The sequence below is a fragment of the Achromobacter kerstersii genome, from assembly GCF_902859595.1.
Lineage (GTDB): Bacteria > Pseudomonadota > Gammaproteobacteria > Burkholderiales > Burkholderiaceae_B > Achromobacter > Achromobacter kerstersii.
In genome coordinates, this window is record NZ_CADIJQ010000001.1 from 731,620 (window position 1) to 757,484 (window position 25,865).

Consider the following 25,865-nt stretch of genomic DNA (forward strand, 5'->3'; position numbering starts at 1 on the left):
GTTCCTGAATCGGAAGTTCAACGCAAGGGAGCCGGTTCGCGGTGCAGGCAGGCGATGGGCACGGGCACGCCTTCGACGTGAGGATAGCGCGCCAGCACCAGCGGGTCATGCCCCGGCACGAAGTGGTCGGGCGTGGTGGCGCATTTGAGCAAGCGGGCGTGGCCCGCCAGCATCTGCTCCACGTCTATCACCACGGGGAAGGGGATGCGGCGCGTCATGTTGGCGTAGTAGTGTGCGGCGTCGGAGGCCAGCACCACCCAGCCGCGCGCCGTATGCACGCGCACCGCTTGCAAGCCCTTGGTGTGGCCGCCCACGTGCAGCAGCTCCACGCCGGGCGCAAGCGCCTCGTCGCCGTCATGAAAGCACACGCGTTCTTCATACACGCGCCGCACCACGTCGCACACATCTTCCACGGCAAAGGCGCGGCGCAGCACCGGCTCGCACATGCAGCGGCCCGTGGCAAACGACATCTCGGCGTCTTGCACGTGAAAGGTGGCGTTGGGCAGCTTGTCCAGATTGCCCGCGTGGTCCCAGTGCAGATGCGTCAGCACCACGTCGCGGATCGCGCTCGGGTCTACGTCCAGATGGCGCAGCGCGTCGATGGGGCAGCATTCCAGCGGCCGCTTGCGCGCCGTGGCGCTGCGTTCACCGAAGCCGGTGTCCACCAGAATGGCCGTCTTGCCGTGGCGGATCAGCCAGACAAAGAAGTCCATCTCGACGACGCCATCGTGCTCGTCGCGAAAGATGAAGTTCTCGGTCTGCCGCCGCGTCATGCTGGCAAAGCGCAACGCGTACACCTCGTATTCGGGAAGGGCGTGTTCAGTCATGTCGGGTCTCGGCGCCTAGGTAAGATTTCTGAATGAAGTCGTCTTGCAGCAGGGCCTCGCCCGTGCCGGTGCGCACCACCTTGCCTTGCTCCAGCACGCAGGCGTGATGCGACAAACGCAGGGCCAGCCGGGCGTTCTGCTCAACCAGAATGATCGACAGCCCGCCCTCGCGGTTCAGCGTCAGAATGGCCTGCGCAATTTCCGCGATGATCTTCGGCGCCAGCCCCAGCGTGGGTTCGTCCAGCATCAGCAAGCGCGGCTGCGCCATCAGCGCGCGGCTGATCGCCACCATCTGCTGTTCGCCGCCCGACAGCGACCCCGCCATCTGCGCGCGCCGTTCGGCCACGCGCGGAAACAGCGTGTACACCTGGTCCATCGTGCGGCGGCGCGTGGTGGCGCTGCCCACGGTATGGGCGCCGACTTGCAGGTTTTCCAGCACCGACATCCGGGGAAACAGCCGCCGGCCTTCCGGTGACAACGCGATGCCATTACGCACGCGGGCGGCGGCGGGCAGGGTGGTGATGGCCTGGCCGTCCCAATGCAACGTGCCGCGCGTCAGCGGCTTCAAGCCCATCAGCGCTTTCAGCGTGGAGCTTTTTCCTGCGCCGTTGGAGCCGACCAAGGCCAGGATCTGGCCGTTTTCCACGGTGAACGACACGTCGTGCACGGCCGTCAGCGGGCCGTAGCTGACGGCCAATTGCCGCGCTTCAAGAGTGGGCATAGTCGGGGGCTCCCAAATAGGCTTCGATGACGGCGGGGTCTTGGCGGATGGCGTCCGGCGTGCCTTCGGCCACCTTTTCACCTTGCACCAGCACAACGATGCGCTGGCACAGCTCCATGACCAGCGCCATATGGTGTTCCACCAGCAGCAGGGACAAGTGGCGTTCGTGTTGCAGGCGTTTGAGCAAGCGGCCGAACTCGGCGCATTCCTCGCCGTTCAGGCCGGCCGCGGGTTCGTCCAGCAGCAAGACGCTGGGACGCGTCGCGATGCCGATGGCCACGCCCAGTTTCTTCTGGTGCCCATAGGCCAGCCCGCCCGCCTGTACATCGCGGAAAGGGCCTAGCCCGGTCAGCTCCAGCACGTCGTCCACTTCACGGTGGATGCGCGCAAGACCCTCGCGTTGCGCCGCCGTGTTGATGCCGTGCGTCCAGATTGAGCCGGGCAGGGTGGCCAAGGCGCCGCGATGAATGTTCTCGGCCACCGTTGCGCCCGGATAGACCGACGCGGATTGAAACGTGCGCGCCAGCCCATGCCGCACCACGCGGCTGGGCGACATGCCCGTGATGTCGCGGCCATCCAGCCGCACCTTGCCCGCGCTGGGCCGGATGGTGCCCGTGATCAGGTTGAAGGCGGTGCTTTTGCCCGCGCCGTTGGGGCCGATCAGGCCGACCACTTCGTCACGCGCCACCGAAAAGCTCAAACCCGACACCGCCTTCAATCCGCCGAATTGCTTCGACAACCCGTCCACCTGCAATAGCGCGTTCATCGCTTGTCTCCCACGCGGCGTCCCAGGCTGCTTAAGCCTTGAGGCAGAAAGCGCAACATCAGGATCAGCGCCGCGCCATAGAAAATGTTCTGCGTTTCCACCGCGCCCCGGAACAGCTCGGGCAGCGGCGTCATGACCAGGGCGCCCACAAGCGGGCCGAACAGATAGGCGCGCCCGCCTACGACCATCATGATGATCAGCGCCACCGACAAGTGCATGTTGAACGACTCGGGCGACACATAGCCCAGGTAATGCGCCGTCAACGCGCCACCCAACCCGGCCAGCGCGCTGCCCAGCGTGAACGCAAACGTCTGCGTGCCGCGCACACCCAGGCCACTGGCTTCCGCCAGGTTCGCGTTTTCACCAACCGCATCAACGGCATGGCCGGCAGGTGAGCGGTAGAGCCGATGCAGCAGGAAGAACACGGCGGCAGTGATGACGACGGCCAGGCAATAGAACGACGCCTTGGTTGAAAACACGTAGCCGAACAACGCCGCAGGCGGAATGCCTGTGATGCCGTTTGCGCCGCCCGTGACCGTGTCGCCTTCCAGCAGGCATAGCCGCACCAGTTCGCCGAACGCAAAGGTCACCAGCACGAAGTACACGCCGCGCAGGCGCAGCACGATCGCGCCCAGCAGCCAGGCGAACGCCGCGCTGGCCACCACCGCGACCAGCAAGCCAGCGGCAAACGGCAGGCCCGCGCCCATCACCACGGCCACCGACGCGTACGCGCCGATGCCCGCAAACGCGCCGTGGCACAGCGAGACCTGTCCTGTGCGCGCCAGCAGCGACAAGCCGCTGACCTGGATGGCGTTCAGGCAGATGAAGATGGCCAGATGCAGGTAGAACGCGTCGTTCAAGGCCAGCGGCAAGACGGCCAGGGCGACCAGCGCCATCAATCCGGCGATGCTGCTGGGCCGCAACGCGCGGCGCGGCGGCGTCACCGCTAGAGAACGCAGTGCTTTGGTATGGTTCATGTCAGGCCTCCGCCCGGCCCAGCAACCCCGACGGGCGCAAGACCAGGACAAGCATCACCAGCACCAGGATCAGGATCTCGGCAATGCTGTTGTTCATGAAGGTGCTGGCCACGCTCTCGGTCACGCCAAGCAGCAGGCTGGCCAACGCCGCGCCAGGAATGCTGCCCAGCCCGCCCAGGATGACGACGACAAACGCCTTGAGCAGCGGCGTCGCCCCGATGAACGGCGACACCGAGAACAGCGGCGCCATCAGCGCGCCGGCAATCGCGGCCAACCCCACCCCGATGCCGAAGCCCAGCGGATAGATCAGCCGCGCCCGGATGCCCTGGGCGGTGGCGATTTCCATGTCCTGCACCACGGCGCGCAGCGCCCGGCCGTTGCGGCTATGGCCCAGGAATACGTACAGCGCCACCAGCACCGCCACCGAGAAGGCCACCACATACAGCCGCGACATGGGCAGCACCACGCCGCCAATCGTCAGGATGCCGTCGGCAACCGAAGGCATGAATTGCGGGTCGGGGCCGTACAGCATCAAGGCGCCAGCCTGCAAGATCATGGCCAGACCAATGGTGGCGATCATGCCGTTCAGCTCGTCGTGCCGGAACGGTTTCAGCACCAGTTCTTCGATCACCCAACCCAGCACCAGGGCGATGACAAAGGCCAGGCCGACGGCGGCGATGAAGGGCATCTGATAGTGCGATACCAGCAGATAAGCGGAGAAGGCGCCCAGCATGTAGAACTCGCCATGGGCGAAGTTCACGATGCGCATGACGCCAAACACCAGCGTGAAGCCCACCGCCATCAATAGATACAGCAGGCCGATGATGACGCCGTTGACCAGCGCCTGGGCAAGTAGGGTGGATACGCTCATGGCCGCCTACCGGTTGATGGTTTCGCAAACCTTGACCGAGCAACGCGCGCGGATCACTTCCTGCCCGTCCTTGACCTCGGAGATGAAGAAGGGCGCTTCCACCTGGTGGTCGATGCCGTAGCGCGCCTTGCCGCCCCAGTTCAACTTGCCCTGGATGCCGGGGTAGTCTTTCAACTGTTCAAGCGCCGTGCGCACCTTGTCCGAATCGGCCACCGTGCCTGCCGACTGCATCGCAGCGAACAGCATGTGCGTGGCGTCGTAGAAAGCGGGGCTGAAGCCGTTCATCTTTTTCTTGTACTTGTCCTGATAGCGCTGCGCGTAGTCCGACACCGCCTTGCTGTCCGGATCGGTCAGGGAACCCACCAGCATGCCTTCGGTGGCCGGCTTGCCGGCTACCGCGACGATCTCCGGCGTGGCCGGGCCGCCGTTACGCACGATGCGGCCCTTGAAGCCCAGTTCGCGCGCCTGGCGCACGATCAGGCCGGCAGTCGCTGGGGAATTGCCATCCAGCTCGATCGCGTCAATGCCGGACGCCAGCATGCGCGTCAAGAGCGGCACCATGTCCACCCGCTGGCGTTCGAAGAATTCCTTGGACGACATCTGCGAGCCGGCTTTCTCGTAGGCCTTTTCCAAGTCGCGCGAAATCTGCTGGCCCGATTCATCGTTGGGGAACAGCGCGCCCACCTTCTTCAGCTTGTATTCCTTGACCATCCATTCGATCGACGGGTAGGACGTTTCCTCGGTCGTCAGGTTGGGGCGGAACGAAAACGGCTTTTCCGGGCTCAAGGCTTTGGCGGTGAAGCCCAGCGTCATCGTGATGACCTTCTCGCGTTCGGTCAGCGGCGCCACGGCCAGTGCGGGCGCGGAACCGGTGGGGCCGATGATGTACTTGACCTTGTCGTCCGAGATCAGCCGGTTGGCGGCCGTGACGGCGTCGTTGGACTGGTACTTGTCGTCATACGGAATGATCTGCACCTTGTAGCGCTTGCCCCCGACCTCCAGCCCGCCTTTGGCGTTGACGTCATCGGCGGCCAGCTCGGCCGCGTACAGCATGGCCTGGCCCCACGCGGCGCCAGCGCCAGACAGCGTGACCAGCGCACCAACTTTCAGGGTTTCCTGGGCCTGCGATACGCCAGGCACAAGGCCGGGCGCAAGCAGCAGGGCGGACAGCAACAGGCTTTTTTTCATGGTTGTCTCCTTGGGGGCACTTATTGGTGCATTGCCTGACGGCATTGCCTGACGGCATTGCTTGGTTCTTCGTTGAAACCGGGGCGCGCTCGCCCCGGCCGGCCTCGCTATGCTGCGATGTCCAAAGGCACTTCAATATCCAGCAACGGCGCATGTTGCTGCGCGCCATACACGTCCGTGTCGCCCACCGCACCCGACGGGATACGGCGGCGCAAAGTGGCTTTCCAGGCCAGCGCCGGGGCGTACTCGGTGAACAGCACGTCTTCAGGGCGCACGTGATACAGCTCGGCGATCAGTTCGGCATTGATGACGCCGGTTGCGCGCACGGCTTCGAACAGCGCGGGCTTGTCGAACATGATGTCCAGCGTGATGTGGAAGGGCCCGGCGTTCTTGCTCTTGCAGGCGCGAGCGATGTGTTTCAGCTTGATCATGGCGCTAGACCTCTTCGTATTCGATGGGGAACATGGCCAGCGGATCGTCCACGCGGACGACGTGCTGCAACATGAATTCGTAGATCGCACCGCGTTCGATATCCGACGGCGAAAACGGGAACGCCATGTTGCCCTCGCGGCACATGCGGCCCGGAAAGTCCGAATGCAGCAGCGTCACGCGTGCGAGTGACAGGGCAGCGTTGGCCACTTCCTGCGTGGGCGCCACCACCTCGGCGATGATGGCGACCTCCTGCGGCGTGGTGCCGGCGTCGGGCTCCCATTGCCCCATCACGCCATCGCGCCCGTAATGGCGCAGCACCAGCTGATAGCCCGCCGGGTCGATGCCCAGCGCCTGCACCTTGGTGGCGGTGGATTCGCGAACGAACGCCAGAAAGCTGTCGATCTGCCCGATCAGGCCGGGGTCGCGCGTGGCGGCAAACGCGATGGCGCTATAGCCCGCCAGCCGTGCGCCTTCCAGCTTCACCGTGTAGGGCGCCGGATGCCATTGCATGCCGGTGATACGCACGCGGCGGTCGCTTATTGCATCCAGGCGGCACGCGCTGGCGTCCGCCACGCCGCCGGGTTCGTGGCGCAACACGGGGCTGGCGGTTTCGTGCAGCGCCTGCACCGCAACCGACAGCGGCGTGCAACGCAGCTCGGGGTTCAGCGGTTCGGCTTCAACATAGTCTTCACCCACCGTCACCATCAGGCAATCGTGCTTCTTCGGTATGGCGGCGTTGCACGCGCACTCCAGCATCTTGCCGGCGTACCACGCGGGCGCGGGCGGCAGGCCGTGATGCATGGCAAGCGCGGCCCAGGGCGCGGGGTCGGTGCCGCGTCCGCCCAGAATCACCTGCGCACCCGCCTTCAAGGCTTGCAGATACGGCTCCGGGCCCATCATGCCCACGATGCGCACGGCGTTGTCGATGGCGCCCGCAGTCAGCGCCGGGGCGTTGTCCAAGGGCTCGACGCGGCCGGCGCGCAGTTGCTCGATGAGCCAGCCCTTGTCCTGCTCGGCATGGATTAGCGCCATCTTGAAATGCAGCCCGTGTTCGGCGGCAATGTCGCGGATGATGTCGGCGCAGGCTTCCAGATGGGGTGCGCCGCCTGCGCCGCCGCAGGTGCCCACCATCAGCGGAATGCCGTTGGCGATGGCGCCACGCAGTAGCAGCGACAGGTCGCGCTTCGTGGCCATCCGGGAATTCAGCGTCTTGCCAGAACCCAGGTAATGCGGGCCGGGGTCGCTGCTGCCGCCGTCCACGCCGATCATGTGAGGTTTCAGCCGCAATGCCGCGGCCAGCGAGGCTTCAGGAAAGCCATAACCCAGGATGCCGCTTGCCGACATCATGCGTACGGGGGGTGTCGTCATGGCCGGGCGCTCAACGGGCAGCGCGCCAATCGCCGGCGCGGGGAACGGTCAGGCCCAGCGTGCCGCGCAGCGTGGCGTCGCCGTATTCCTTGCGGAAGAGACCCCGCTTTTGCAGCTCGGGCACCACCAGGCGCACGATGTCTTCATAGGTGCCGGGCACGGATGTGGCCGACAGCACGAAGCCGTCGCAGGCGGTGTTGAACCATTCCTCCATCTGGTCGGCGACTTGTTTGCCGGTGCCGCAGAACACCGGCCCATCGTTCAGCGTGCCGCGCCCCGAGGCTTCAACAAAGTCCTTCACGGATGGGTTGCGCTTGCCGCTGACTTGCACGACCTTGTCGCGCAGGCTTTGCCACGACACCGCCGCCAGCTCTTCGTCTGTGAACGGCTGTTCGTAGGGGCGGCCGGAAAAATCGATGTTCAGGGTTTCCCCGATCATGGTCAGGCCATCGATGGGGCGCGACAGGCTGGCCACCAGATCCCGCTGTTCTTCAGCCTGCGCCTGCGTATCGGCCACGATGATCTTCAGCTCGGGGCAGATCTTCACGCTGCCGGGGTCACGGCCCGCGCTTTCCACGCCATCCTTCAAGGCCTTGTATTGCTTCTTGCCGTTGTCCAGCGTGGGGTACTTGGCGAACACCACTTCGGCCCAGCGGGCGGCAAACGCCAGCCCGCGTCCGCTTTGGCCGGCTTGCAGCACCACCGGATGCCCTTGCGCGGAACGCGGCACGGTCAGCGGCCCGCGAGATTGAAAGAAGCGGCCTGCGTGGTCCAGTCGGCGCACCATGTCAGGGTCGGCGAAATGGTCAGCTTCCTTGTCGGCCACGATGGCGCCTTCGGCCCAGGTGTCCCAGTGGCCCATCACCACTTCCATGAATTCGTCGGCGCGGTCATAGCGCAGATCGTGTTCCAGGTGTTCGGAATGGCCGAAGTTCGCCGCTTCCGAATCATTCATGGACGTGACCACGTTCCAGGCCACGCGGCCCTTGGTCATCAGGTCCAGCGTGGCGAACAGGCGCGCCACATGGAACGGTTCGTAATAGGTGGTGGAGTAAGTGGCGCCCAGACCCAGGCGCGACGTCACCATGGCCATCGCCATCAGCACCGACGTGGGTTCCAGCTTGATGGCGCGCACGCCATGGGCCACGGTTTCGCGGTGGCTGGCGCCGTAGATATCGGGCATCGCCAGGCGGTCGTCGAAGAACGCCATATCGAATTTTCCGTCTTCCAGCGTGCGGGCGATGCGTTGGTAGTATTCCGGCGACAGGTAGTCGTTCATGCTTGACGGATGTCGCCACGAGCCCACATAGTTCGAGCAGTTTTGGGCTTGCAGGAAGGCGACAAGAGTCATCTGGCGGGGCGTCTTGGGTGTCATGTTTGATCCATCGGCAGGGTTCGAAAACTGTCAGGAAGTATTGACGTCGCGCCGCCACCCACACAATTTCCCTAGCGTGATACTTTTATAACCACCATGAATAAATCGTCGGACCGCCCCTCGCTGACCCGGATCGAACTCGACGAGCTCGAAACGTTTCTATGGGTGGTGCAAGAGGGCAGTTTCAGCGTCGCCGCGCGCAAGCTGCACCTGTCTCAGCCGGCGGTGACCAACCGCGTCAAGCGCCTGGAAGACAAGCTGCGCGTAAAACTGCTGCTGCGCACGACCCGCCATGTGGAGCCCACCGAAGACGGCCTGTTCCTGCGTGATGCGGCTGAGCAGGCGGTGTCCGGGTTGCGCGCGGCGCTCTCGCGTTTCCAAAGCGCTGCCGAAAGCGAACGCAACCGCGTCACGGTGGCCGTCACCCCGATGATTTCCGCCACCGTCATGCCCGCGATCATCCACGCCTATCAGGAACGCTATCCCGACGTGCGCGTCGTGCTGCGCGATCTGCCTTACGAACAAGTGGTGCGCAGCGTGGTCGACGGCAAGGCCGATATGGGCGTGGCCGCGCTGGACGGCACGCCGCGCGGGCTGCGCTTTCAGTTGCTGGCCGAAGAAGACATGCTGCTGGTCGTACCCGCCAACCATCCGCTGGCCGACGCGGGCGTCGTCACGCTGGACATGGTGCGCCACCATCCCCTGATGTTCCTGGACCGGTACGCGGCGCTGCGCAAGCCCCTGGCCGACGAGTTCGGGCGGCGCAACCTGGCCTTCAACCCGGAAATTATCTCGACGCTGCCGGTGCTGCTGGGCATGATCGACGCCGGCAACGGCATCACCTTCCTGCCGCGTTCCATGGCGCAGAACAACGCGCGCCGCACGCGCACTACCGTGCAGGTGCAAGACCTGGACGCCTCGCGCCGTTACGGCAGCGTCGTGCGCAGCAAGGCCGAGCTCAGCGCGGCGGCGCAGAATTTTCGCGCCTACCTGCGCCAGCATTTCCGCGAACGCCTGGAAGCGCTGGGCTAGCGATTTATTCGCGATCGTTATAAGACAATTCACTTCCGCAAATTGTGGCCGCCGGTAGCCGCTCCTAGACTGCGCTTGTTCAGTCAGAAGGAGAGGGACCATGGAGGTTCTGCGGGCAGATCTGCGCAACGTCACGGCCGACCGGCCAGAGCGCGCATTGGATTCGGTAGAAGGCGCCATCGCCGCCATTGCGCGCGGTGAATTCGTCATCGTCGTGGACGACGAGGGCCGGGAAAACGAGGGCGACCTGATCATGGCCGCCGACGCCATGACGCCGCAGGCGCTGGCTTTCATGCGGCGTCACACCAGTGGCTTGATCTGCGTGGCGATGCCGGGTGCCGCGCTCGACCGCCTGGCGCTGCCGCTGATGGTGCAGGACAACGCTGAATCCTTTCAGACTGCATTTACCGTCAGCGTGGACTTGCGCCACGGCATATCCACGGGCATCTCCGCCGCCGACCGCGCAGCCACCTTGCGCGCGCTGGCCGACCCGGCATCCCGCGCCGAAGACTTCGTGCGCCCCGGCCACATCTTTCCGCTGCGCGCACGCCGCGGCGGGGTGCTGGAACGCCCGGGCCACACCGAAGCCGCCGTAGACCTGGCGCAACTGGCAGGCAGAAACCGCTGCGGCGTGCTGTGTGAAATTGTCCGCGACGACGGCGGTATGGCGCGGCGCGACGACCTCGTCCGCTTCGCACTGCATCACGCGCTATGCATCATTTCGGTCGCGCAATTGATCGACTATCGGAAAAGCAAGGAGGGCAGGGCATGAACACGTTTGATTCCCGCGAATTGCGCCGCACGCTGGGCGCCTTTACCACCGGCGTCACGGTGGTGACCACGCTGGACGCCGAGGGCCGCCCCTTTGGCGTCACCGCCAACTCCTTCAGCTCGGTATCGCTGGACCCGCCGCTGATCCTGTGGAGCCAGTCGCTGAAATCCAGCAGCTATCCCGCGTTTCGTGACGCGCCACGCTTTGTCGTCAACATTCTGGCCGACCATCAGGTGCCGGTATCAAACCGCTTCGCCAAATCCGGCGGCGACAAATTCGAAGGCGTGGGCTATCGCGCAGGCGAAGGCGGCGTCCCCATTCTTGACGACTGCGCCGCTTATCTGGAATGCGAAAAAATTGCGGCGTACCCGGGTGGCGACCATGTCATCTACCTGGGCCAGGTTCACAACCTGCATCGCGCTGGCCAGCGGCCATTGGCGTTTGGCGATGGGGCCTATCGGCTGACCTTTGCGCATGACTTGGGCGAAGCGTCTGGCACCGCAGCGGAGCCGGGCTCCGGGCTATCCGCCTTGCGCGCGGTGCGATACGCCACGGCGGCATTGCCCGAGATTTGCCAGCGGATCGGCCAACGTACCGTTGGCCTGGCGGTGTGGGGCAACCAGGGCGCCACCATCATCCGATGGGAACCGTCGCCCACGCCCGTCAGCCCGTACTTGCAGACAGGCGTCGTCGTCAGCCTGACGCAATCGGCGACCGGCGCGGTGTTCGCGGCGTTCATGCCGCCAGAAGTCGTGCAATCCGTGATCGCGCACGAGCTGGATGCCCGCGCGGCAGAAGGCCACCCCGACACCGGCAATTTCGCGCAACGCGTGGAAGAGGCCCGCGTTCACGGCTTGGCGCGCGTGGTCGGCAGCGCGCCATCGCCGCGGCACAAGGTCACGGTCAATGCGTTTTCGGCGCCGGTGTTCGACGCCAATGGCGACATGGTGCTGGCGCTATCCACCACCTGCGAAGCGGCGCGCCTGCCGCCGGACTGGGATGGCGACGTGCCGCGCGCGTTGCTGGCGTGCGCGGCGGAGCTGTCGCGGCAGTTGGGATTTAGGGGATAGGGGATAGGGGATAGGGGATAGGGGATAGGGGATAGGGGATAGGGGATAGGGGATGGCGCATTCAGGGTGGCGGCTCTGCGCCGCCGCTATTCCGTTTAGCGCACCGCGTACTGCGCGTCGCTGACTTTTTCCATCCAGTCGACCGCCTTGCCATCCAACGCTTCGGCAATCGCGATATGCGTCATGCCCGTAGCCGGCGCCGCGCCATGCCAATGTTTGACCTGCGGCGGAATCCAGACCACATCACCCGGGCGGATCTCGCGTACCGGGCCGTCCCATTCCTGCACTAATCCAGCGCCCGCAGTCACGATCAAGGTTTGACCCAGCGGATGCGTATGCCACGCGGTACGTGCTCCGGGTTCAAACGTGACGGTGCCGCCACCGACTCGGGCAGGCGCAGGCCGGTTGAACAACGAATCGACACGGACAGAACCGGTGAAGTAGTCCGCCGAGCCCTGCGCGGACGGCTGCGTGCCAATGGGGGTGACGGTAATCAAAGCGCCATCTTCCTTGGCGGACGCCGCCGAGACGGCAAGCGATAGGGAAACGGCGGCAGCGGCTAGGGGTTTCATGATGGGTGGGCGTCCAATCGAAGGCGGTGGGGAAGGGACCGGGGCCGCAGCTTTTATGCGGGCAGGTCCGTCGTTGAAATGAGTATAGGGAGCCATCCATTGGGCGATAAGATGGCAAAATCCGCATACACCTATGCATGGAATTCACCAATGGCCACGGAAAACCTCAACGACTTGCGCGCGTTTGTCGCCGTGGCGCAGGCGCGCAGCTTTACGCGCGCGGCCGCTCAGCTGAATGTGTCGCGGTCGGCGCTGAGCCACACCATGACCACGCTGGAAGCCCGTCTGGGCGTGCGTCTGCTGACGCGCACGACTCGCAGTGTGTCTCTAACCGAAGCCGGCGCGCGCCTGTTGAGCACCTTGTCACCGATGTTCAGCGAGCTGGACGCCGAGCTGGCCGCGTTGCGCTCGGCGCAAGACAAACCCGCTGGCACCGTGCGCATCACCGCCAACGACCACGCCATCGCCACGGTGCTGTGGCCCAAGTTGCGCGAACTGCTGCGCGCGTACCCGGACGTGCGTGTGGAGTTGAACGTGGATTACGCGTTGACCAATATCGTCGAACAGAATTTCGACGCCGGCGTGCGCGTGGGCGATATCGTAGACAAGGACATGATCGCCGTGCGCATCGGGCCGGATCTGCGCATGGCGGTGGTGGCGTCACCCGATTGCCTGGGTTCGCAGCCGCTGCCCACAACGCCCAACGACCTGACCCGCTATCCGTGCATCAATCTGCGCTTGCCGACGCATGGCGGCCTGTACGCCTGGGACTTCGAAAAGGGCAAGAAGTCGCTGGCCGTTCGCGTGCAAGGGCAGGCGATTTTCAACAACACGTTCCTGATGCTGCAAGCGGCGTTGGATGGGCAGGGGCTGGCGTATGTGCCCGAAGATCTGGCCGCGCCGCATCTTGAAAATGGCCGCCTAATTCCGATTCTGCAGGACTGGTGGCCGCGGCTGCCGGGATATCACCTTTACTACGCCAGCCGCCGCCAGATGGCGCCTGCCATGGCGTTGGTGATTGAAGCGTTGCGGGTGCGGCGTTAGGGCAGCGTGGGGCGCAGGCAGAGCGGGGCGGACATTGATGAATCGATTTCACGAGTGAATGCGGAATAGGGGGCTTAATCCAACAGCTCTAGGCCCGTACCATTTCAGCTTCAGTCACGCCAAGCCGGAGCGAAGCCCGAAATGAAGAAATCCCTCAGTGCGCTGTGCGCGTCGTTCTTGATGTCGGGCATGATGCCGGCCGAATCCCTCGCGAAATCGGGGGATGCGGCGGCTGGTACGTCGGCCGCCGCGGCATCGGCCGCCGCGGCATCGGCCGCCGCGGCATCGGCCGCCGGTGCCGCCGCGTCGACGAATGCAACGGCCGACACCTCCGACACCTTGAACGCACGGCAACAGGCGATTCCGCCTATTGCCGCATTCATGGCCACCAGCGACATGCCCCGGCTTAACGCCGCCTTGAACGCCGGGCTTGACGCCGGCCTGACCATAAACGAATCCAAGGAAATTCTGGTTCAGCTTTACGCGTACACGGGCTTTCCGCGCAGCCTGAATGCGCTGTCTGAACTAATGAAAGTCGTGGACGCCCGCAAGCAGCGCGGCATGCAAGACCCGATCGGCTTAGAACCCAGCCGCGCCGTCGCCACCGGCGATGCATTGTTGGCGGCCGGCAAGGCCAATCAGACGAAGATCTCCGGCGCGCCGGTACAAGGCCCGTTGTTCGACTTTGCGCCCGTCATCAACCAGTTCCTGCAAGCGCATCTGTTCGGCGACATCTTCGAACGCGACAACCTGGATTGGCAAAGCCGGGAGCTGGCGACCGTCGGCGCGCTGGCGGCGACGCCCGGCGCGGAGCCGCAATTGCTGGCACATGTGCGGGCCAGCATGCGCGTGGGATTAAGCGCCGGCCAGGTGCGTCAGCTGACGCAGGTGCTGGCGGAACAGGGCGATGCGCAGGCGGCGGAACGCGCAAAAGCGGCGTTGGCGCAGGCGTTGGCATCAAAGTCCTGAGGGGTGAACGGCTCCAACTTACGCAGGCCCAATAGAATACGTTGTCACATGCTCTCGCCCTTCAACGCCGCAAACGGCTTGGGCTGGAATTGAACAACCGACTTTTGCTGCGGCTTGCTCCGCAAAGAGCCAACCAGGATGGAAACCATCACACAATCCACCGTCGCCATCATCGGCCCGGGCGCCATCGGAACGACGGTTGCGGCCGCACTGCACGAGGCCGGCCGTACGCCATTGCTATGCGGACGCTCGCCGCGCGATAGCCTGACCCTTCTGGATGGCGATCGCCGCATCATCGTTCCCGGTCCGGTGCAGACAGATCCCGCCAACATCCGTCGCACAGTCGAGCTAGTGTTCCTCGCGGTAAAGGCGACACAAGTTGAATCCGCGTCGGAATGGCTTGCGGCATTGTGCGGGCCGGAGACCGTCGTGTGCGTCCTGCAAAACGGGGTGGAGCAGTTGGAGCAAATCGCCGCGCATGCCCCGCGCGCGAAGATCGTTCCCGCTGTGGTGTGGTTTCCTGCCCAGGCGCAGCCCGATGGCTCGGTACGCTTGCGCGGCGATGTGCGGCTGACGTTGCCGGACACACCGGCATCCCGCGTGGTGGCCAACTCGCTGCGCGACACCCGGTGCGTCGTCGACATCACCGCAACCTTCAAATCCGAGGCCTGGCGCAAGCTGATGCAGAACGCGGTGGCAGGGCTCATGGCGCTGACGCATCGGCGTTCAGGGATGTTCGCCCGGCCCGACATTGCCAAGCTCGCCCTGGCGTATCTGCAAGAGTGCCTGGCCGTGGCGCGCGCCGAGGGCGCCGAACTGGGCGACAACGTACCGCAGGAAATTCTGCACAAGTTTCAAGCGGCGCCCGCCGACATGGGAACATCCATCCTGACGGATCGCGTAGCGGGCCGGCCCCTCGAATGGGACATCCGCAACGGCGTCATTGCACGTCGCGGGCAGGCTCACGGGATTCCCACGCCGATCAGCGACGTGCTGGTGCCGCTACTTGCTGCGTCGAGTGATGGTCCGGGTTGATCCTGGGCGTAATGCGCATGCTTGATAACGTCGGTACCTGGCGCGGGGACGCGTTTTCAACGTTGGGCCGAGCAGCGACGCCAAACGCCTCCATTTCCAGGTCGGAGGTGTTGCACGGACACATCAGGCGTCGTAGTTGCGCTTGTTGTGTGTCGTCCCGAAAAGGGCGGAGGCTGTCGTCTGGAATTCGCCGGAAGGCAATTGCGGGGATGGCAGGCAGGCTTCTCCGTTGCCGGCTTCCGACCCAAAGCAGTCTTTGATCATTTAATTTTCACACTGCAATGGATGGCCTCTGTGGGGGTGACCTCACGGGGTGTTCACGGAGAAGCGGCACGATGTGCTTTAACAACAATCAGTTGGCAGACCGTAATAGTTACTCATAGCTGTGGCTAGCAGGTTTCCAGTTACCCCCACGCTGACGGTCTGAGCACCTACGGCCTACTACGTCATCATTTCTTCATCCTCCTCTTCCGATTCAGCCTGGAAGATCTCAATCAGCTTTTGATTGTAATCATCGAGATAGGTCTGCAAGCCTTCACGATCGATGAGGCGAACACCAGCCGTGGAAGCAAGCTCCTTGGCCGATTTCGTGTAATAGGAATTGGTCACGACCATGGCTTCATCGCAACCGTAGAACGCTTTGGCCGAAATCGCTTGTTGAACGGCAGCATTGCCAACGGAGCCAGTGTAATTTTTTGCTTGGATCACCATATTCTTGCCGAACCGACTTACAAACAAATCGGCCCCCTGGTCAGCGGTCTTCTTCGTTTCTTTCACGTCGAAACCAATGGTTTGGAAAATTTCCACCAAGAAGGCCTCGAACTGGAACCCGTCCATTGCATCCACCAGATACATCGTAATGAACCGGTTCGGATTGAAGTGTTCAAGCTGACTCCCCAGCCGCTCGACGAGAATGTCGAAGTAGACACGCTCACAATGGTTCAGCCCTGATCGGAAGGCGGACAAGGAAATCAAAGGAATATCGACCGTTGCGTTCGCTTGAGCGTTGAATTGAATATCCGGGTAGGAAATATCATTCTCCCAGAGGTAGTAATAAAACAGAGCAAGATCGGATCTGAACGTCGTTCCAGCCTCGTCGATCCATGATCGAAGAGTCTCGGTCAGGTCGGCTTTTATGTGGCGGCTGAGCTCCCTGGAGAAGCCAAGGTAAGTCGAGTTAAATGAAGTCGTCAGAAGCAGCTTGTCCAGCAGTGAGGGCAAGCCTTCAAGTTCATCAAACCCCTTACGAATAAGCACCTCTCGGAAGAGCTCACGTTCAGTGTAGATGCCTTCGGGCCTAGGCCCCGGCATTCCGACGTCGTTAGACGTAGACGCGGTTTCCCGGGTGGTATGGATGAAATTTGTGAAATAGGGCTGCTTAAGCTGCGCGTATTTTCTCAGTACATTATTGAGCAAATCGTTCAGCTGTGCCTGCTCTTTCTTCTTGCCCAGAAAATCTTTGATGAATCCTTTGGACTGATACTGAAAGTCAGGATAGAAAGAGGGGTCAAGCGGGGTCAACTGCTGAGTTGACACTGCAGCAGACGGTGATGTGTCGGAGCTGTTGCACCAAAGGCAGGCCGTCTCAAAAGTCGTTCTGTTGCATCCGTTGCATTGGTAAATCATGCATATCCTTCCCGCGCTGAACACTGATCTGAGGTGCAAGACTTTACATGTCAGTTTCGATCAGTGGTCACTGGATACGAATCTGACGCCCTGGAAAGCCTCTGCATTTGATCGAAGACAGTAGCCTATTGTTACTTTTTCGTCTACAGGGGTCTTCCACCTCCAGGTGCGGTGTAGGCGCAGAGCTCCTTGTGAGGACCGCGTCTGTCCGACTGCTGTTTAATGCAACCGGCAGATCCCGACCCAAAGCAGCCTGTCGGTCTGATAGACATACCCACGGCCACCTCAATTTTCAGAAGACTTAAGAGCGGAAATTTTTTCCAAGCCATTCAAGCAATCCGAAATCACCTCGGGAAGTAGCTTCCTCTTCGATGTAGTGTAAATAGCAGGCCATGAAACAACGAACGGTTTCGGCGTTATTGCCTAATTTTATTAATTTGGAAGTTCCTTTGAGAACTAGACCTCTGCCCAAAACGGCCATCATAGGTTGATGTTTATTGTCTTGAAAACTTTCTATTAGTTTTGTTATGTCTGCAACTTTGCTTTCGTATGCAAATATTCCAAATAATGGGTAGTTTGCTTGGCTGTTTGGCAGTTTCCCGGAGCGAGCCAGTTTAAGACCATTTGGATTTTGCGGGGAAAGCTTCCAAGCAGCTGCTCTTGCGTCCTTCAGCGCTGCATTGTCAAGAACGCTTTTTATCTCCAATACTCGAATTACTGAGTCGATTGGATAGATTCCTCGTCCCAAGTCTTGGAATATAGGGAGCATTAGTCTCCTGTCGTAGACGATGATGTCCGCCTGCGAGCTCTCTCGCCCATTGAAGTCCGTGACTACTCCGCTGCCCAATCCGAAGTGGTTGGGCAAAATAGATTCAATGATCTGTCGAACGAAGGTCTCTCTTAGGTTCCCTTTTTCGCCACGATGACTGATTGGTGATGTGGCGTTAAATAAGCTCCATAGGTAGTCAAATCTTGCATTGAAGATATTGATGAAATGATTGTCAATCATGGAAATCCTATGCGTAGATCACCCGACAGTGATTTTTTATTGAAGCACGAAGGTTACCGCCTGGTTGAAGGAAGTGCACCTTGTTGGGCCTGGCGTTCCCTTTGCAACTGTTCTCGCTTCGCCTGAACTTCCGTGCGCTCCTCTGCACGATCCTCGCTCGTGTAAATATTTGCCTTTATGCGATGAAATCCGGTGGTGAGATGGTGAATATCCTTCTGCATCTTCTCCAAGCTCTGAGCAATTGCATATACATGGGGTTTGCCTAGCTGGTAACCACCTTTCAACTCCGACATATCTACCACAAGCGAGTCACTGTAGCGCTTGCCGGTAGCGCTATGGTATGTCACGTCTATCGCTAGCACTGAAGCCATTTTTCCGTCGTGATCTTCTGTCAGTTGTGTATAAGCGGACACTCTTTCTTGTCCGGGGCCGAAATGCTTAAGCCCAACGCTGAAAAAATTCACATCTGTAAATTCAGCAAGAAGTTTCTCAGCAGACTGACCTCCGGCGAGAACTTTAGGCTGGAAGGTGACATTCAAGGCAGGGCCAAGGCCGACGTTACGAACGTGTAGGCGGACAATGTGGATTGCGACGTCCAATGAGCTGACTGTGACCTGTAATTTCGGCTCAGTTTGAACTTCCCTCATCATTCTGGTCTCTTTAACGAGAATCCAAGTCAAGGCTGCGTAAAGTGCGGTAGCGACGGTAACAACGGCTGTGAATAGTACCGTCAATGCGCCGGAATTTTTGTTTAAGAACTCGAGAAGCTCGTTCATGTTTTTTTAGCGCGACAGAATGTTATCGAGAGTCGCTGGGTACGTACCGTCTTGCCGGAGAGTATGAGTCTCCCTATCGATCCTGCGCGTGTAGTGCCAGGCGAGGATCGTGCGCGCTTCCATGAGTGGCCGAATGCACTCCTTCATCAGTATGAACTCCTCTGTATAAAGGTTCTCCGAATAGGGTGTTATCCGGTCAGAGGCGTCGCGCTCGAGCCATTCTCGACGAGATGAGCACATGTTGTCGTGAATGACGTCGTGGTGAGCCTCGAACTCACCGTGCAATTCATCGTCGAACGTCTCGAGGTTCCCCAGGTCGATGATGCCATCATTCTCAGTTATGTCGATTCATCACTCTACAGGCGACTTCTGAGATTCTCGCCGTTTAACTGCCTCCCACAATCGCAATCGTCCGCCGGGCATAGGTCCGCACCTCGTCCTCGACGAAAGGAGTGTTGGGATCGTGATGAAATGGCGCGGTATAACCGTTGATATCGTCTAGCTCGCTATATTGTGGTGCCAACGGATGGGCCGTGTCACCCCGGATGCTCGCCAGCATATCGCCCAACCATTTCCCTTCAAGAATCTGGTTTGGAAAACGATAGCGAATATATTTTTCGAGCAATGGCCGCATCATCATCCGTATATCGCGCGCATCACCGCTGCGCCCCTCGGCGAAATCCTGCAACCTCATGTGATCTTGCAGATAGCCTTCCTTGACCTCACGCTCGATGTCCCACGCTTCGATCGACGAGCCGCTCGCGCTCGCCGAGATCTGAAGCGGTGTGCATGTCGCGCCGTGAATCATGCCGCGCACAGCGTCGAGGAAAAACTTGTCATGACTGAGCAGAATGACCTGCGCAGCCTTGCCTGGCTCGGCTGTTCGTGCAATTTCCTTCGCGGTCATCGCCCTGCGAAAGTCGTCTAGACTAGTGAATGGATCATCGAATACGACGATCTTGTTCGCAATATCAGGATCACGCTTAAGCTGAGACAGGAAGAAAGCAAGTGCAAAGGTATTCTTGTCACCGGCGCTCATCGTGGTGTCGAAGCCAGGATCATCGGCATTGGATTTCGTCACATCGATATCACTGGTGTCAAAGCGCAGGCAATATATCGACTGCGGCGCCCTCCCGACATAATTCTTCCTGCATTGCGCGAGGCGAAAGCTGGCGCCGAACGAGACCAGAAACCGATTTATATCGGTCTCATAAGCGCTCAGAATTGTCTCGTCATAGGTGTCGAGCTCGTCCTTCTTCGCATCCTTCGCTGCAACGAGCGCTTTCTTGTCATTGAGCAACGAGCTGTAGTTAGAGGCCAAACCATGCACTGGCGCGGAGTGCCTCTTCTTCACCGCTTGAAGAGTAGCAAGCGCCTTCTCGGCGCTGGCCTTGTCCGCGGCAGCATTAGCATCCTTCACTGTTTGGATGCGGCGGTTCGCTTCAGCGAACATCGCCGCTTCAGCATCCAATTCGACGCTAGTCGCCAACCAAGTAGCTTGTGCCTCAATGAAGGTCGTGGATGATTGCACCCGTTCCAATGGAGCGGCAGCCTTCGCCGTCAGCATCGCCTTGGCTGCGTCGAATAGGGCCTCGACCTCGTCGCTGATGCGATCAGCGGCGCCCGATGGCTTGTAGCCATGATCGGCATAAGCCTTCCAAAACTCGGCGTCGCTCGAGACCTGTGCAAAGCTCTGCTGGACCCTGAGCGCGGTCGTCGAGGATAGCGCCTGGTTAAGCGTGGTGCTCATCTCGGCGATGGCGGCTTTATGTGCCACATAGGCCTCGCTGAAATAGCCGCGATAGGCTTCGATCAGATTGTTGCCATTGAGCGGCATCGCGCAGAAGGGACAACGCTCATCGACGATATGTGGCAAACCCTGCGATAACCAGACCTCACCACCATCGCGAAAATCATGATGCGCGAGCTGTCGCTGAACCCGTGTTGCCGCGTCGGCGGCGATCCCGCCGACATCTTTGACCAGTAGGTCGATAAATCCCTCCGGCAAGGCAGGCAGCGACGGGACGCTCAACAGTTTGCGCGACGCAATCGCTGCACCATCGCTGATCGCCCTGAGTACTTTCTCCGCTCTATCGATTTTGTCATCGATGTCAGCATCCGCAGCGAGCTTCAGGAATGCTTCCAGCTTCATGCCTGGGGGGACATGTTGCTCCAGAACCTTCTTTTCAGATGTGATCTCCAACTGTTTTACGGTCGCGTCGGCATCGAGCCGATCCACCTCCTCGGCCAAGGCAACGCCTGTAGGGCCAACTACAATACGATAGAAATTACGACGATGCTCGATATCGATCTGATCGCCTCCGTGGACATTGTCGGTGACGAACTGCTGATCGAAAATGTGGATATCGGGCTGCGCGGCTGTCCAGGCACCGCCTGAAAATCGAGCCGGCCCACCGTCGAAGAGAAGCCCGACCTCAGGTTCCGAGGTAGCCAAGAATGTTTTTCGGCGTTTGATGAGTTTGGGTTCGTTACTCTGGAGCGAGCGAAGGATTCCGCACAGAGTCGTCTTGCCACGCCCGTTGCCACCATAGATCAGCGTAAAGCGACCATACTCACCCCCGCTGATACGCGCCGCCTTAAAACGACCGACATTTTTGATCGTGGTAATTTTCTTCAAAAACACGAACCTTGCTCCTCTTTCGTCACCATTTTTTTGCAGGTCTGATTCGCCCTACGCCGGCACCGTGAGTTAAGGTAAGTAATAGTATGCTTATATGTCAAGTTGATCCCGGCACGAGAATAAGGCACGGAGACCTGGGTGATTCCAGAAGTCGAGACGCTTGGGAAGTGGACAATCACGCTATTTTTGGGCGTGATTGGATTGTGTTTAACTACAGCGATTCGCTGGCACTGGGAGCGCCGTTCCAGAACTTCCCGCTATAAATATGTGGCGGGCGCGCACAAAGATATGACGATTGGCCCCGATCCAAGTTGCCTATCCTTCGCTCTGCAAGTGGACTCCGGCCATAACCAACACGGGCAGGTGCCAATTACTGTTGGTGCCGTTACCCTCATGTTGGCTAAGAAAAATGGAGGCGAGATGGGCACGTCGGTGCTAGGACCATCTCGTGGCTCGGACATTACGATACTCCCGAGCACTAAGGCAAAGTTCCACTCCGTGGAAGTCAACCTGACTAAGCCTTCATTGAATGAGGCTGCTGTCCTCTTTGAAAGTGGCGGAAAAACACCATACTTTCGCACTGGTGCCATCGATGATCTGACGGCGTTGGATATGACGAAGCGCCAAATGGAGTTGCTCCTTCACCAGTCGGTGTGGTCCATCAGAAATCTCGTTTGGGATAGACAAACGAGTACGGCAAATATCTAGAGCTTCAACAATGCCTGGCGAGGTGTCCAACGGCTGCTCTTGGCCGGAAGCGGCCAAGTGAATCCAGTACAGGCACCATTTCGACGGAACTTGTGGCTGCGCTAAAGCCCCGTTAGCATCGGCTCACCTGCATTCCCGTTCTGCGCCCACATCCATGATGGAAGCCACCGTGACCGAACCCACCGCCATTGAAGTTTCAGGCGAAGCCGCCTCTCATAAGGGCAAATTTTTCCTGCTCGACGCCAGCTTCTTGGAAAACGGCAGGGTTCCCGGCATAGAAATCGCCAACGAACAGAAGCTGATCGATCCGGGGATGAATGTCGTCTCGCGTCCTAATGGAATGCCAGATCAGTATTCGCAGCGTCCGCACCTGGTTCATGTACCGGAGAAGGGCGGAATGCCACGCGATCTGGAAGAGCTCGCTGGCATATGGATTGTGTCGGAGCCGTTGAAGCAACTGTTTGAGCAATTGGACGCCGAGGCGTTTGCATTTGTGGCATGCGACTTCAGCCTTGCTGACGGCAGCCCCGCCCCTAAATACTTCCTAGGCAATGTGCTGCGCACGCTCGATGCCCTGGATGAAGCCGCTTCTCGCGTGAGGATCAAGCTGGACCACAATTATCAGACCGGCGAGGACGAGAAGCTTTATAGCCTCGTTGGCGGAGCCAGCTTGGTGTTCAAACAGGATGTTGTGGGAGATGCCCATATCTTCCGCCAAGATCGCATGGGAGCACCTCCCATCTGCGACCGCGCGATGTTTGATGCATTGATTGCGGCCAACTTCTCCGGCGTACGGCTGCGCGATGTAGCCGATATTTAGAGCTGATATGGGAGGGGAGGGTTATGGCCGCTGCGGGACCCTAAGCGGCCACCCTCGGATGTCGGTGCGGTGACGCGAATGCTCGCTTTCCTCTTCACGGGCCACACCGCACCCGTCAGCGCCGCTCGAACTTCGGTGCGCGCTTTTCTTCAAATGCCTTCCGTCCTTCCTTGGCGTCGGCGGTGGCGAAGCAGATTGCTTGCAGATCGCGCTCGTATTCCACGGCCTTATCAAGCGGCATCGACAACGCGGCGCGCAGATTGACGCGCGCCGTCTCGGCCGCGATAGGCGCGCGCGAGGCGATGGTGGCGGCAAGTGCTTGTGCGCGGTCGCGCAACTGCTCTTGCGGAACCACCTCGCTCACCAGGCCCCAGGCCAGCGCCTGCTCGGCGCGGATGGGGTCGCCGGTCAGCACCATCAGTGCGGCGTTGCTCGGGCCGACCGCATGGACAAGCTGCGCCGTCATGCCGCCGCCGCCGATCCAGCCCAGCTTGATCTCGGGCGCGCCCAGGCGCGCGTTGTCCGAGGCGATGCGGATATCGCAGGCCAGCGCCATCTCCAGACCGCCGCCGAAGGTATAGCCGTTGATCGCTGCCACCGTGGGCTTCTTCAACATGCGCACGCAGTCGCAGTAGTCGAGCCGATTGCGGAAATCCCAGGGCGTGGCGTAGCGGTCAAGCTCGGTAATGTCCGAGCCGGCGCAGAAGGCTTTGGGGCCCGCGCCGGTCAGGATCACCGCGCGCACCTGCGAATCGGTGTTGCATTGCTCCACCGCCGCGATCAGCAGGTCAGCCATCTCGGGCGTCATCGCGTTCAGCTTCTCGGGACGATTAAGTTCGATGATGGCGACATGGCCATCGATACTGAGATTAACGAGTGCGCTCACGTCGAAATCCTTATGTTGCGGTGTGCTTGCGGGCGCCGGCCAGACTGGCCTGGAAGCGCTGAGTCAGGCCGCGCGCCAATGCGTGGGAGGATGCGCGGGCGGCGACGCCGTCACGCAGGAACTGCGAGGCCTCGGTCTGGAAGGCGATGTAGCCATCGTGCCGCGGCCGGATCGAGGCGGCTTCGAGCGTGGGGGCCGTGTTGGCATAGAAGTTGCCGCTCGCCGCATTCACGTTTGCATCGGCCCAGCTGCCGCGATGGCTTGGCTGCCCTTCGTGCTGCGGGATGAAGCCGCTTTGGGTATCGGCCGCCAGCAACCACAGTAGATGCGCGCGCAGCTCCGGCCCCACGATGCAGCGCCGTGATATCGCAATGCCGGTGCCACCGAGAATCGAGCCGGGCCTGCCCGCTTCGGCCTCGGGCGCGTCGCGGAACGTGAGCGGTTTCGCGACCGCAGAGGTGGCGTAGTTCACATAGCCATAGACGAGCGGGCAGAGCGCGATGTCATCGCGCGAGCTCATGTGGCCGAGCAGCGCGATCGGGTTGTAAGCCAGGGCCTGCGCGGGCGTGAGCCGCGCCAATTCGCTGAGCACATCGCACGCGTCGGCGAGCGTCGCCTCGTCGTGCCAAGCGCCGTGCGGGCGCAGGTCGGTATCGGGCGCGATGGCGGCCGCGATCGACAGCAGCGACAGGAACGGGTGCGGGCCGCCCCAACTGAGCGCGACCGCGCCGCTGCGTTGCGACAGCGTCAGCACCTCGCGCCAGGTGCGCGGCACGGGGCCGTCGAGCCGGTCGGCCCGCGTGGCCATGACCTGCGTGGCGGCGTCCAGCGGCAGCGCCCATTGGCGGTCGGCCATGCGATAGCTGTCGTACGACAGCCCGATGCTATCCCCCGCGATGCGCGCCAGCTCGTCGGGCGCGAACACGGTGTCCAGCGCTTGCAGGCAATCGTGCGCCAGGGCCTCGCCCAGATGGGGATGATCCAGCACCACCAGGTCGTAGCGGGCGCAGAGTTCGGCGATGGGCGCCGATTCAAAGCCTTCGAGCGACTGCTTGTCCCAGTGCACCAGCGGCGTGAGAGCGGTGGCGGCGTGCAGGGCATTGAAGCCGCGCGGATGGTCCCAGGTAAGGCCGCGGTAGGGCAGGGCGCGCTCGCTCATTCCGAGGCTCCACGCAGCACCGCGCCCGAGGCCGCATGCGCGGCGATCTCGTCGGCGCTGAAGCCAAAATCGCGCAGCACTTCGTCGGTGTGTTGGCCGGTGAGCGGTGCGCCGCGCACCACCTGGCTCGGCGTCTTGGAAAAGCGGATCGGAAAACCCGGTGTCTTAATCAGGCCTTCGGTCGGATGCTCATACTCGACGAAGGTGCCGTTGTGCGCGATCTGCGGATCGTCGACCAGATCGGCGTATCCATAGACGGGGCTGCACCAGATGCCGGCGGCATCGAGCTTGGCGAACCAGTCGGCCGTCGAGGCCTTTGCAAGGGTGTCGCGCACGAGCCCATAGATCTCGTCGCGCTTTTCCCAACCGTCGCGCTCGCCGGTGTACTCGGCCAGGCGCGGCTCTTCGGTCACGCGCGCCAGCACGTTCATGTCGGGCATGGCAAGCGCCAGATAGCCGTCGCTGGTCGCGAAGGTGCCGTAGGGCGCGCGGATGTACACGTGGGCATGTGGCTCGGCACTGCGCACCTGCGGCTTGTGCCCCACGGTGTAGACCGAAAGCTCCTGCATCTGGATCGTGGTGATCGCATCCAGCATGTTGACCTCGACCTTCTGGCCTTCACCGGTGCGCTCGCGGTGCAGCAGCGCGGCCAGCACGCCTTCGAAGGCGCAATACGCGGTGACGGCGTCGACCACATACTGGCCTGCCGCGCGTGGCGCTTCGCCCGCACGGCCCGACGACAGCATTGCGCCCGACATCGCCTGCAACAGCAGGTCCTGACCGGGGCGCGTGGCATAGGGGCCGTCTTCGCCGAAGCCCGACATTGATACATAGATCAGGCGCGGGTTCAGCGCCGACAGGGTCTCGTAGTCAACCCCCAGACGGCCGGCGACACCCGGACGGTAGTTCTGGATGAACACATCGGCCTGCGCCGCGAGCTTCTGGATGATCTCCTTGCCGCCGGCGCTCTTCAGATCGATCGCGAGCGAGCGCTTGTTGCGGTTCAGCGAAAGAAAGGACACGTTGATCTTGTTGCCCGTGATGCCGCCGGCGGGCGCGTGCCGCTGCCATTCGCCGGTGGGCGGCTCGATCTTGATCACGTCAGCGCCCAGGTCGCCCAGGCGCTGCGCCGCGAAAGGCCCCGCCATGGCGATGGAGCAGTCCAGAACCTTGTAGCCAGAAAGAATACTCATGCTTCTACCCTCTGCGTGCGCCAATGCG

General features: G+C 61.4%; 25 protein-coding genes. 8 read left to right on the forward strand and 17 right to left on the reverse strand.

Going from position 1 to position 25,865, the window contains the following annotated elements; translation table 11 throughout:
* Positions 1 to 17: 17 nt before the first annotated feature.
* The 9 genes from HV765_RS03135 to HV765_RS03175 form a co-directional block, all read right to left on the reverse strand.
* Positions 18 to 827, reverse strand: a complete 810-nt coding sequence (locus tag HV765_RS03135; RefSeq protein ID WP_175168746.1) for an N-acyl homoserine lactonase family protein — start codon at positions 825 to 827, stop codon at positions 18 to 20.
* Positions 820 to 1,548 (reverse strand): ABC transporter ATP-binding protein, encoded by a 729-nt coding sequence (locus HV765_RS03140; RefSeq protein ID WP_054426767.1) that lies wholly within the window; start codon positions 1,546 to 1,548, stop codon positions 820 to 822. Before HV765_RS03140 ends, HV765_RS03135 begins: the two co-directional genes overlap by 8 nt.
* Entirely contained in the window at positions 1,535 to 2,314 is a 780-nt protein-coding gene (locus HV765_RS03145) for an ABC transporter ATP-binding protein (RefSeq protein ID WP_054426766.1), read from the reverse strand. The genes HV765_RS03140 and HV765_RS03145 overlap by 14 nt, the downstream gene beginning before the upstream one ends.
* A complete protein-coding gene (locus HV765_RS03150) occupies positions 2,311 to 3,291 on the reverse strand; it encodes a branched-chain amino acid ABC transporter permease (RefSeq protein ID WP_054426765.1) in 981 nt (326 codons plus the stop codon). The genes HV765_RS03145 and HV765_RS03150 overlap by 4 nt, the downstream gene beginning before the upstream one ends.
* Before the next feature lies 1 nt (position 3,292).
* The gene (locus HV765_RS03155; RefSeq protein ID WP_054426764.1) at positions 3,293 to 4,162 is read right to left on the reverse strand and encodes a branched-chain amino acid ABC transporter permease; all 870 of its coding nucleotides are present in this window, start codon (positions 4,160 to 4,162) and stop codon (positions 3,293 to 3,295) included.
* Between the two features lie 6 nt (positions 4,163 to 4,168).
* Entirely contained in the window at positions 4,169 to 5,350 is a 1,182-nt protein-coding gene (locus HV765_RS03160; protein WP_054426763.1) for an ABC transporter substrate-binding protein, read from the reverse strand.
* Positions 5,351 to 5,457: 107 nt separating this feature from the next.
* Positions 5,458 to 5,781: a DUF4387 domain-containing protein gene (locus HV765_RS03165; protein ID WP_054426762.1), complete on the reverse strand. Its 324-nt coding sequence runs from the start codon at positions 5,779 to 5,781 to the stop codon at positions 5,458 to 5,460.
* A 4-nt stretch (positions 5,782 to 5,785) separates the two neighbouring features.
* On the reverse strand, positions 5,786 to 7,150 hold the full coding sequence (locus HV765_RS03170) for an acyclic terpene utilization AtuA family protein (RefSeq protein WP_254600421.1): 1,365 nt from the start codon (positions 7,148 to 7,150) through the stop codon (positions 5,786 to 5,788).
* 10 nt (positions 7,151 to 7,160) lie between these two features.
* Positions 7,161 to 8,525 carry an LLM class flavin-dependent oxidoreductase gene (locus HV765_RS03175; protein WP_082387213.1) on the reverse strand — a complete coding sequence of 455 codons (1,365 nt, stop codon included), beginning with the start codon at positions 8,523 to 8,525 and terminating at the stop codon, positions 7,161 to 7,163.
* 96 nt (positions 8,526 to 8,621) lie between these two features.
* On the opposite strand from HV765_RS03175, the gene HV765_RS03180 reads away from it, so the two are divergent.
* From HV765_RS03180 to HV765_RS03190, 3 genes are all read left to right on the forward strand, one after another.
* Positions 8,622 to 9,557 carry a LysR family transcriptional regulator gene (locus HV765_RS03180; protein WP_175168747.1) on the forward strand — a complete coding sequence of 312 codons (936 nt, stop codon included), beginning with the start codon at positions 8,622 to 8,624 and terminating at the stop codon, positions 9,555 to 9,557.
* 100 nt (positions 9,558 to 9,657) lie between these two features.
* Positions 9,658 to 10,329 (forward strand): 3,4-dihydroxy-2-butanone-4-phosphate synthase, encoded by a 672-nt coding sequence (gene ribB / locus HV765_RS03185; protein ID WP_175168748.1) that lies wholly within the window; start codon positions 9,658 to 9,660, stop codon positions 10,327 to 10,329.
* On the forward strand, positions 10,326 to 11,399 hold the full coding sequence (locus tag HV765_RS03190; protein WP_175168749.1) for a flavin reductase: 1,074 nt from the start codon (positions 10,326 to 10,328) through the stop codon (positions 11,397 to 11,399). Before ribB ends, HV765_RS03190 begins: the two co-directional genes overlap by 4 nt.
* A gap of 95 nt (positions 11,400 to 11,494) precedes the next feature.
* On the opposite strand, the gene HV765_RS03195 is transcribed toward HV765_RS03190, so the two are convergent.
* Positions 11,495 to 11,971: a (R)-mandelonitrile lyase gene (locus HV765_RS03195; RefSeq protein ID WP_054426758.1), complete on the reverse strand. Its 477-nt coding sequence runs from the start codon at positions 11,969 to 11,971 to the stop codon at positions 11,495 to 11,497.
* 150 nt (positions 11,972 to 12,121) lie between these two features.
* On the opposite strand from HV765_RS03195, the gene HV765_RS03200 reads away from it, so the two are divergent.
* From HV765_RS03200 to HV765_RS03210, 3 genes are all read left to right on the forward strand, one after another.
* Complete coding sequence (locus HV765_RS03200) at positions 12,122 to 13,015, forward strand: LysR family transcriptional regulator (protein WP_175168750.1); 894 nt, start codon at positions 12,122 to 12,124, stop codon at positions 13,013 to 13,015.
* Positions 13,016 to 13,156: 141 nt separating this feature from the next.
* Positions 13,157 to 13,984 (forward strand): carboxymuconolactone decarboxylase family protein, encoded by an 828-nt coding sequence (locus HV765_RS03205; protein WP_254600422.1) that lies wholly within the window; start codon positions 13,157 to 13,159, stop codon positions 13,982 to 13,984.
* 138 nt (positions 13,985 to 14,122) lie between these two features.
* Entirely contained in the window at positions 14,123 to 15,019 is an 897-nt protein-coding gene (locus tag HV765_RS03210; RefSeq protein WP_175168751.1) for an oxidoreductase, read from the forward strand.
* 441 nt (positions 15,020 to 15,460) lie between these two features.
* On the opposite strand, the gene HV765_RS31780 is transcribed toward HV765_RS03210, so the two are convergent.
* The 4 genes from HV765_RS31780 to HV765_RS03230 all read right to left on the reverse strand — a co-directional run bounded on the left by HV765_RS31780 (position 15,461) and on the right by HV765_RS03230 (position 21,074).
* Entirely contained in the window at positions 15,461 to 16,645 is a 1,185-nt protein-coding gene (locus HV765_RS31780; protein ID WP_175168752.1) for a restriction endonuclease, read from the reverse strand.
* A 301-nt stretch (positions 16,646 to 16,946) separates the two neighbouring features.
* Positions 16,947 to 17,654 carry a DUF6602 domain-containing protein gene (locus HV765_RS03220; protein ID WP_175168753.1) on the reverse strand — a complete coding sequence of 236 codons (708 nt, stop codon included), beginning with the start codon at positions 17,652 to 17,654 and terminating at the stop codon, positions 16,947 to 16,949.
* Positions 17,655 to 17,707: 53 nt separating this feature from the next.
* Positions 17,708 to 18,430, reverse strand: a complete 723-nt coding sequence (locus HV765_RS03225; protein WP_175168754.1) for a hypothetical protein — start codon at positions 18,428 to 18,430, stop codon at positions 17,708 to 17,710.
* 385 nt (positions 18,431 to 18,815) lie between these two features.
* Positions 18,816 to 21,074, reverse strand: a complete 2,259-nt coding sequence (locus HV765_RS03230; RefSeq protein ID WP_175168755.1) for an AAA family ATPase — start codon at positions 21,072 to 21,074, stop codon at positions 18,816 to 18,818.
* Positions 21,075 to 21,209: 135 nt separating this feature from the next.
* Between HV765_RS03230 and HV765_RS03235 the strand changes: the two genes are divergently transcribed.
* Together HV765_RS03235 and HV765_RS03240 are read left to right on the forward strand one after the other, a co-directional pair.
* Positions 21,210 to 21,779 carry a hypothetical protein gene (locus HV765_RS03235; protein ID WP_175168756.1) on the forward strand — a complete coding sequence of 190 codons (570 nt, stop codon included), beginning with the start codon at positions 21,210 to 21,212 and terminating at the stop codon, positions 21,777 to 21,779.
* Positions 21,780 to 21,933: 154 nt separating this feature from the next.
* On the forward strand, positions 21,934 to 22,599 hold the full coding sequence (locus HV765_RS03240) for an imm11 family protein (RefSeq protein WP_175168757.1): 666 nt from the start codon (positions 21,934 to 21,936) through the stop codon (positions 22,597 to 22,599).
* Positions 22,600 to 22,714: 115 nt separating this feature from the next.
* Here the strand turns inward: HV765_RS03240 and HV765_RS03245 are convergent, their stop codons facing one another.
* Genes HV765_RS03245 through HV765_RS03255 form a run of 3 tightly spaced genes read right to left on the reverse strand, consistent with a single transcriptional unit; the run spans position 22,715 to position 25,837 of the window.
* A complete protein-coding gene (locus tag HV765_RS03245; protein WP_175168758.1) occupies positions 22,715 to 23,485 on the reverse strand; it encodes an enoyl-CoA hydratase/isomerase family protein in 771 nt (256 codons plus the stop codon).
* Between the two features lie 10 nt (positions 23,486 to 23,495).
* A complete protein-coding gene (locus HV765_RS03250; RefSeq protein ID WP_175168759.1) occupies positions 23,496 to 24,644 on the reverse strand; it encodes a type 2 periplasmic-binding domain-containing protein in 1,149 nt (382 codons plus the stop codon).
* On the reverse strand, positions 24,641 to 25,837 hold the full coding sequence (locus HV765_RS03255) for a CaiB/BaiF CoA transferase family protein (protein ID WP_054422213.1): 1,197 nt from the start codon (positions 25,835 to 25,837) through the stop codon (positions 24,641 to 24,643). Before HV765_RS03255 ends, HV765_RS03250 begins: the two co-directional genes overlap by 4 nt.
* Between the last annotated feature and the right edge of the window lie 28 nt (positions 25,838 to 25,865).

Coding starts and splice junctions, on each gene's coding strand:
- HV765_RS03195 (WP_054426758.1), bottom strand. CDS start 11,971: ATGAAACCCCTAGCCGCTGCCGCCGTTTCCCTATCGCTTGCCGTCTCG.
- HV765_RS03200 (WP_175168750.1), top strand. CDS start 12,122: ATGGCCACGGAAAACCTCAACGACTTGCGCGCGTTTGTCGCCGTGGCG.
- HV765_RS03250 (WP_175168759.1), bottom strand. CDS start 24,644: ATGAGCGAGCGCGCCCTGCCCTACCGCGGCCTTACCTGGGACCATCCG.
- HV765_RS03155 (WP_054426764.1), bottom strand. CDS start 4,162: ATGAGCGTATCCACCCTACTTGCCCAGGCGCTGGTCAACGGCGTCATC.
- HV765_RS03140 (WP_054426767.1), bottom strand. CDS start 1,548: ATGCCCACTCTTGAAGCGCGGCAATTGGCCGTCAGCTACGGCCCGCTG.
- ribB (WP_175168748.1), top strand. CDS start 9,658: ATGGAGGTTCTGCGGGCAGATCTGCGCAACGTCACGGCCGACCGGCCA.
- HV765_RS03205 (WP_254600422.1), top strand. CDS start 13,157: ATGAAGAAATCCCTCAGTGCGCTGTGCGCGTCGTTCTTGATGTCGGGC.
- HV765_RS03210 (WP_175168751.1), top strand. CDS start 14,123: ATGGAAACCATCACACAATCCACCGTCGCCATCATCGGCCCGGGCGCC.
- HV765_RS03180 (WP_175168747.1), top strand. CDS start 8,622: ATGAATAAATCGTCGGACCGCCCCTCGCTGACCCGGATCGAACTCGAC.
- HV765_RS03190 (WP_175168749.1), top strand. CDS start 10,326: ATGAACACGTTTGATTCCCGCGAATTGCGCCGCACGCTGGGCGCCTTT.
- HV765_RS03255 (WP_054422213.1), bottom strand. CDS start 25,837: ATGAGTATTCTTTCTGGCTACAAGGTTCTGGACTGCTCCATCGCCATG.
- HV765_RS03135 (WP_175168746.1), bottom strand. CDS start 827: ATGACTGAACACGCCCTTCCCGAATACGAGGTGTACGCGTTGCGCTTT.
- HV765_RS03165 (WP_054426762.1), bottom strand. CDS start 5,781: ATGATCAAGCTGAAACACATCGCTCGCGCCTGCAAGAGCAAGAACGCC.
- HV765_RS03170 (WP_254600421.1), bottom strand. CDS start 7,150: ATGACGACACCCCCCGTACGCATGATGTCGGCAAGCGGCATCCTGGGT.
- HV765_RS03240 (WP_175168757.1), top strand. CDS start 21,934: ATGATGGAAGCCACCGTGACCGAACCCACCGCCATTGAAGTTTCAGGC.
- HV765_RS03160 (WP_054426763.1), bottom strand. CDS start 5,350: ATGAAAAAAAGCCTGTTGCTGTCCGCCCTGCTGCTTGCGCCCGGCCTT.
- HV765_RS03145 (WP_054426766.1), bottom strand. CDS start 2,314: ATGAACGCGCTATTGCAGGTGGACGGGTTGTCGAAGCAATTCGGCGGA.
- HV765_RS03150 (WP_054426765.1), bottom strand. CDS start 3,291: ATGAACCATACCAAAGCACTGCGTTCTCTAGCGGTGACGCCGCCGCGC.
- HV765_RS03220 (WP_175168753.1), bottom strand. CDS start 17,654: ATGATTGACAATCATTTCATCAATATCTTCAATGCAAGATTTGACTAC.
- HV765_RS03225 (WP_175168754.1), bottom strand. CDS start 18,430: ATGAACGAGCTTCTCGAGTTCTTAAACAAAAATTCCGGCGCATTGACG.
- HV765_RS03175 (WP_082387213.1), bottom strand. CDS start 8,525: ATGACACCCAAGACGCCCCGCCAGATGACTCTTGTCGCCTTCCTGCAA.
- HV765_RS31780 (WP_175168752.1), bottom strand. CDS start 16,645: ATGATTTACCAATGCAACGGATGCAACAGAACGACTTTTGAGACGGCC.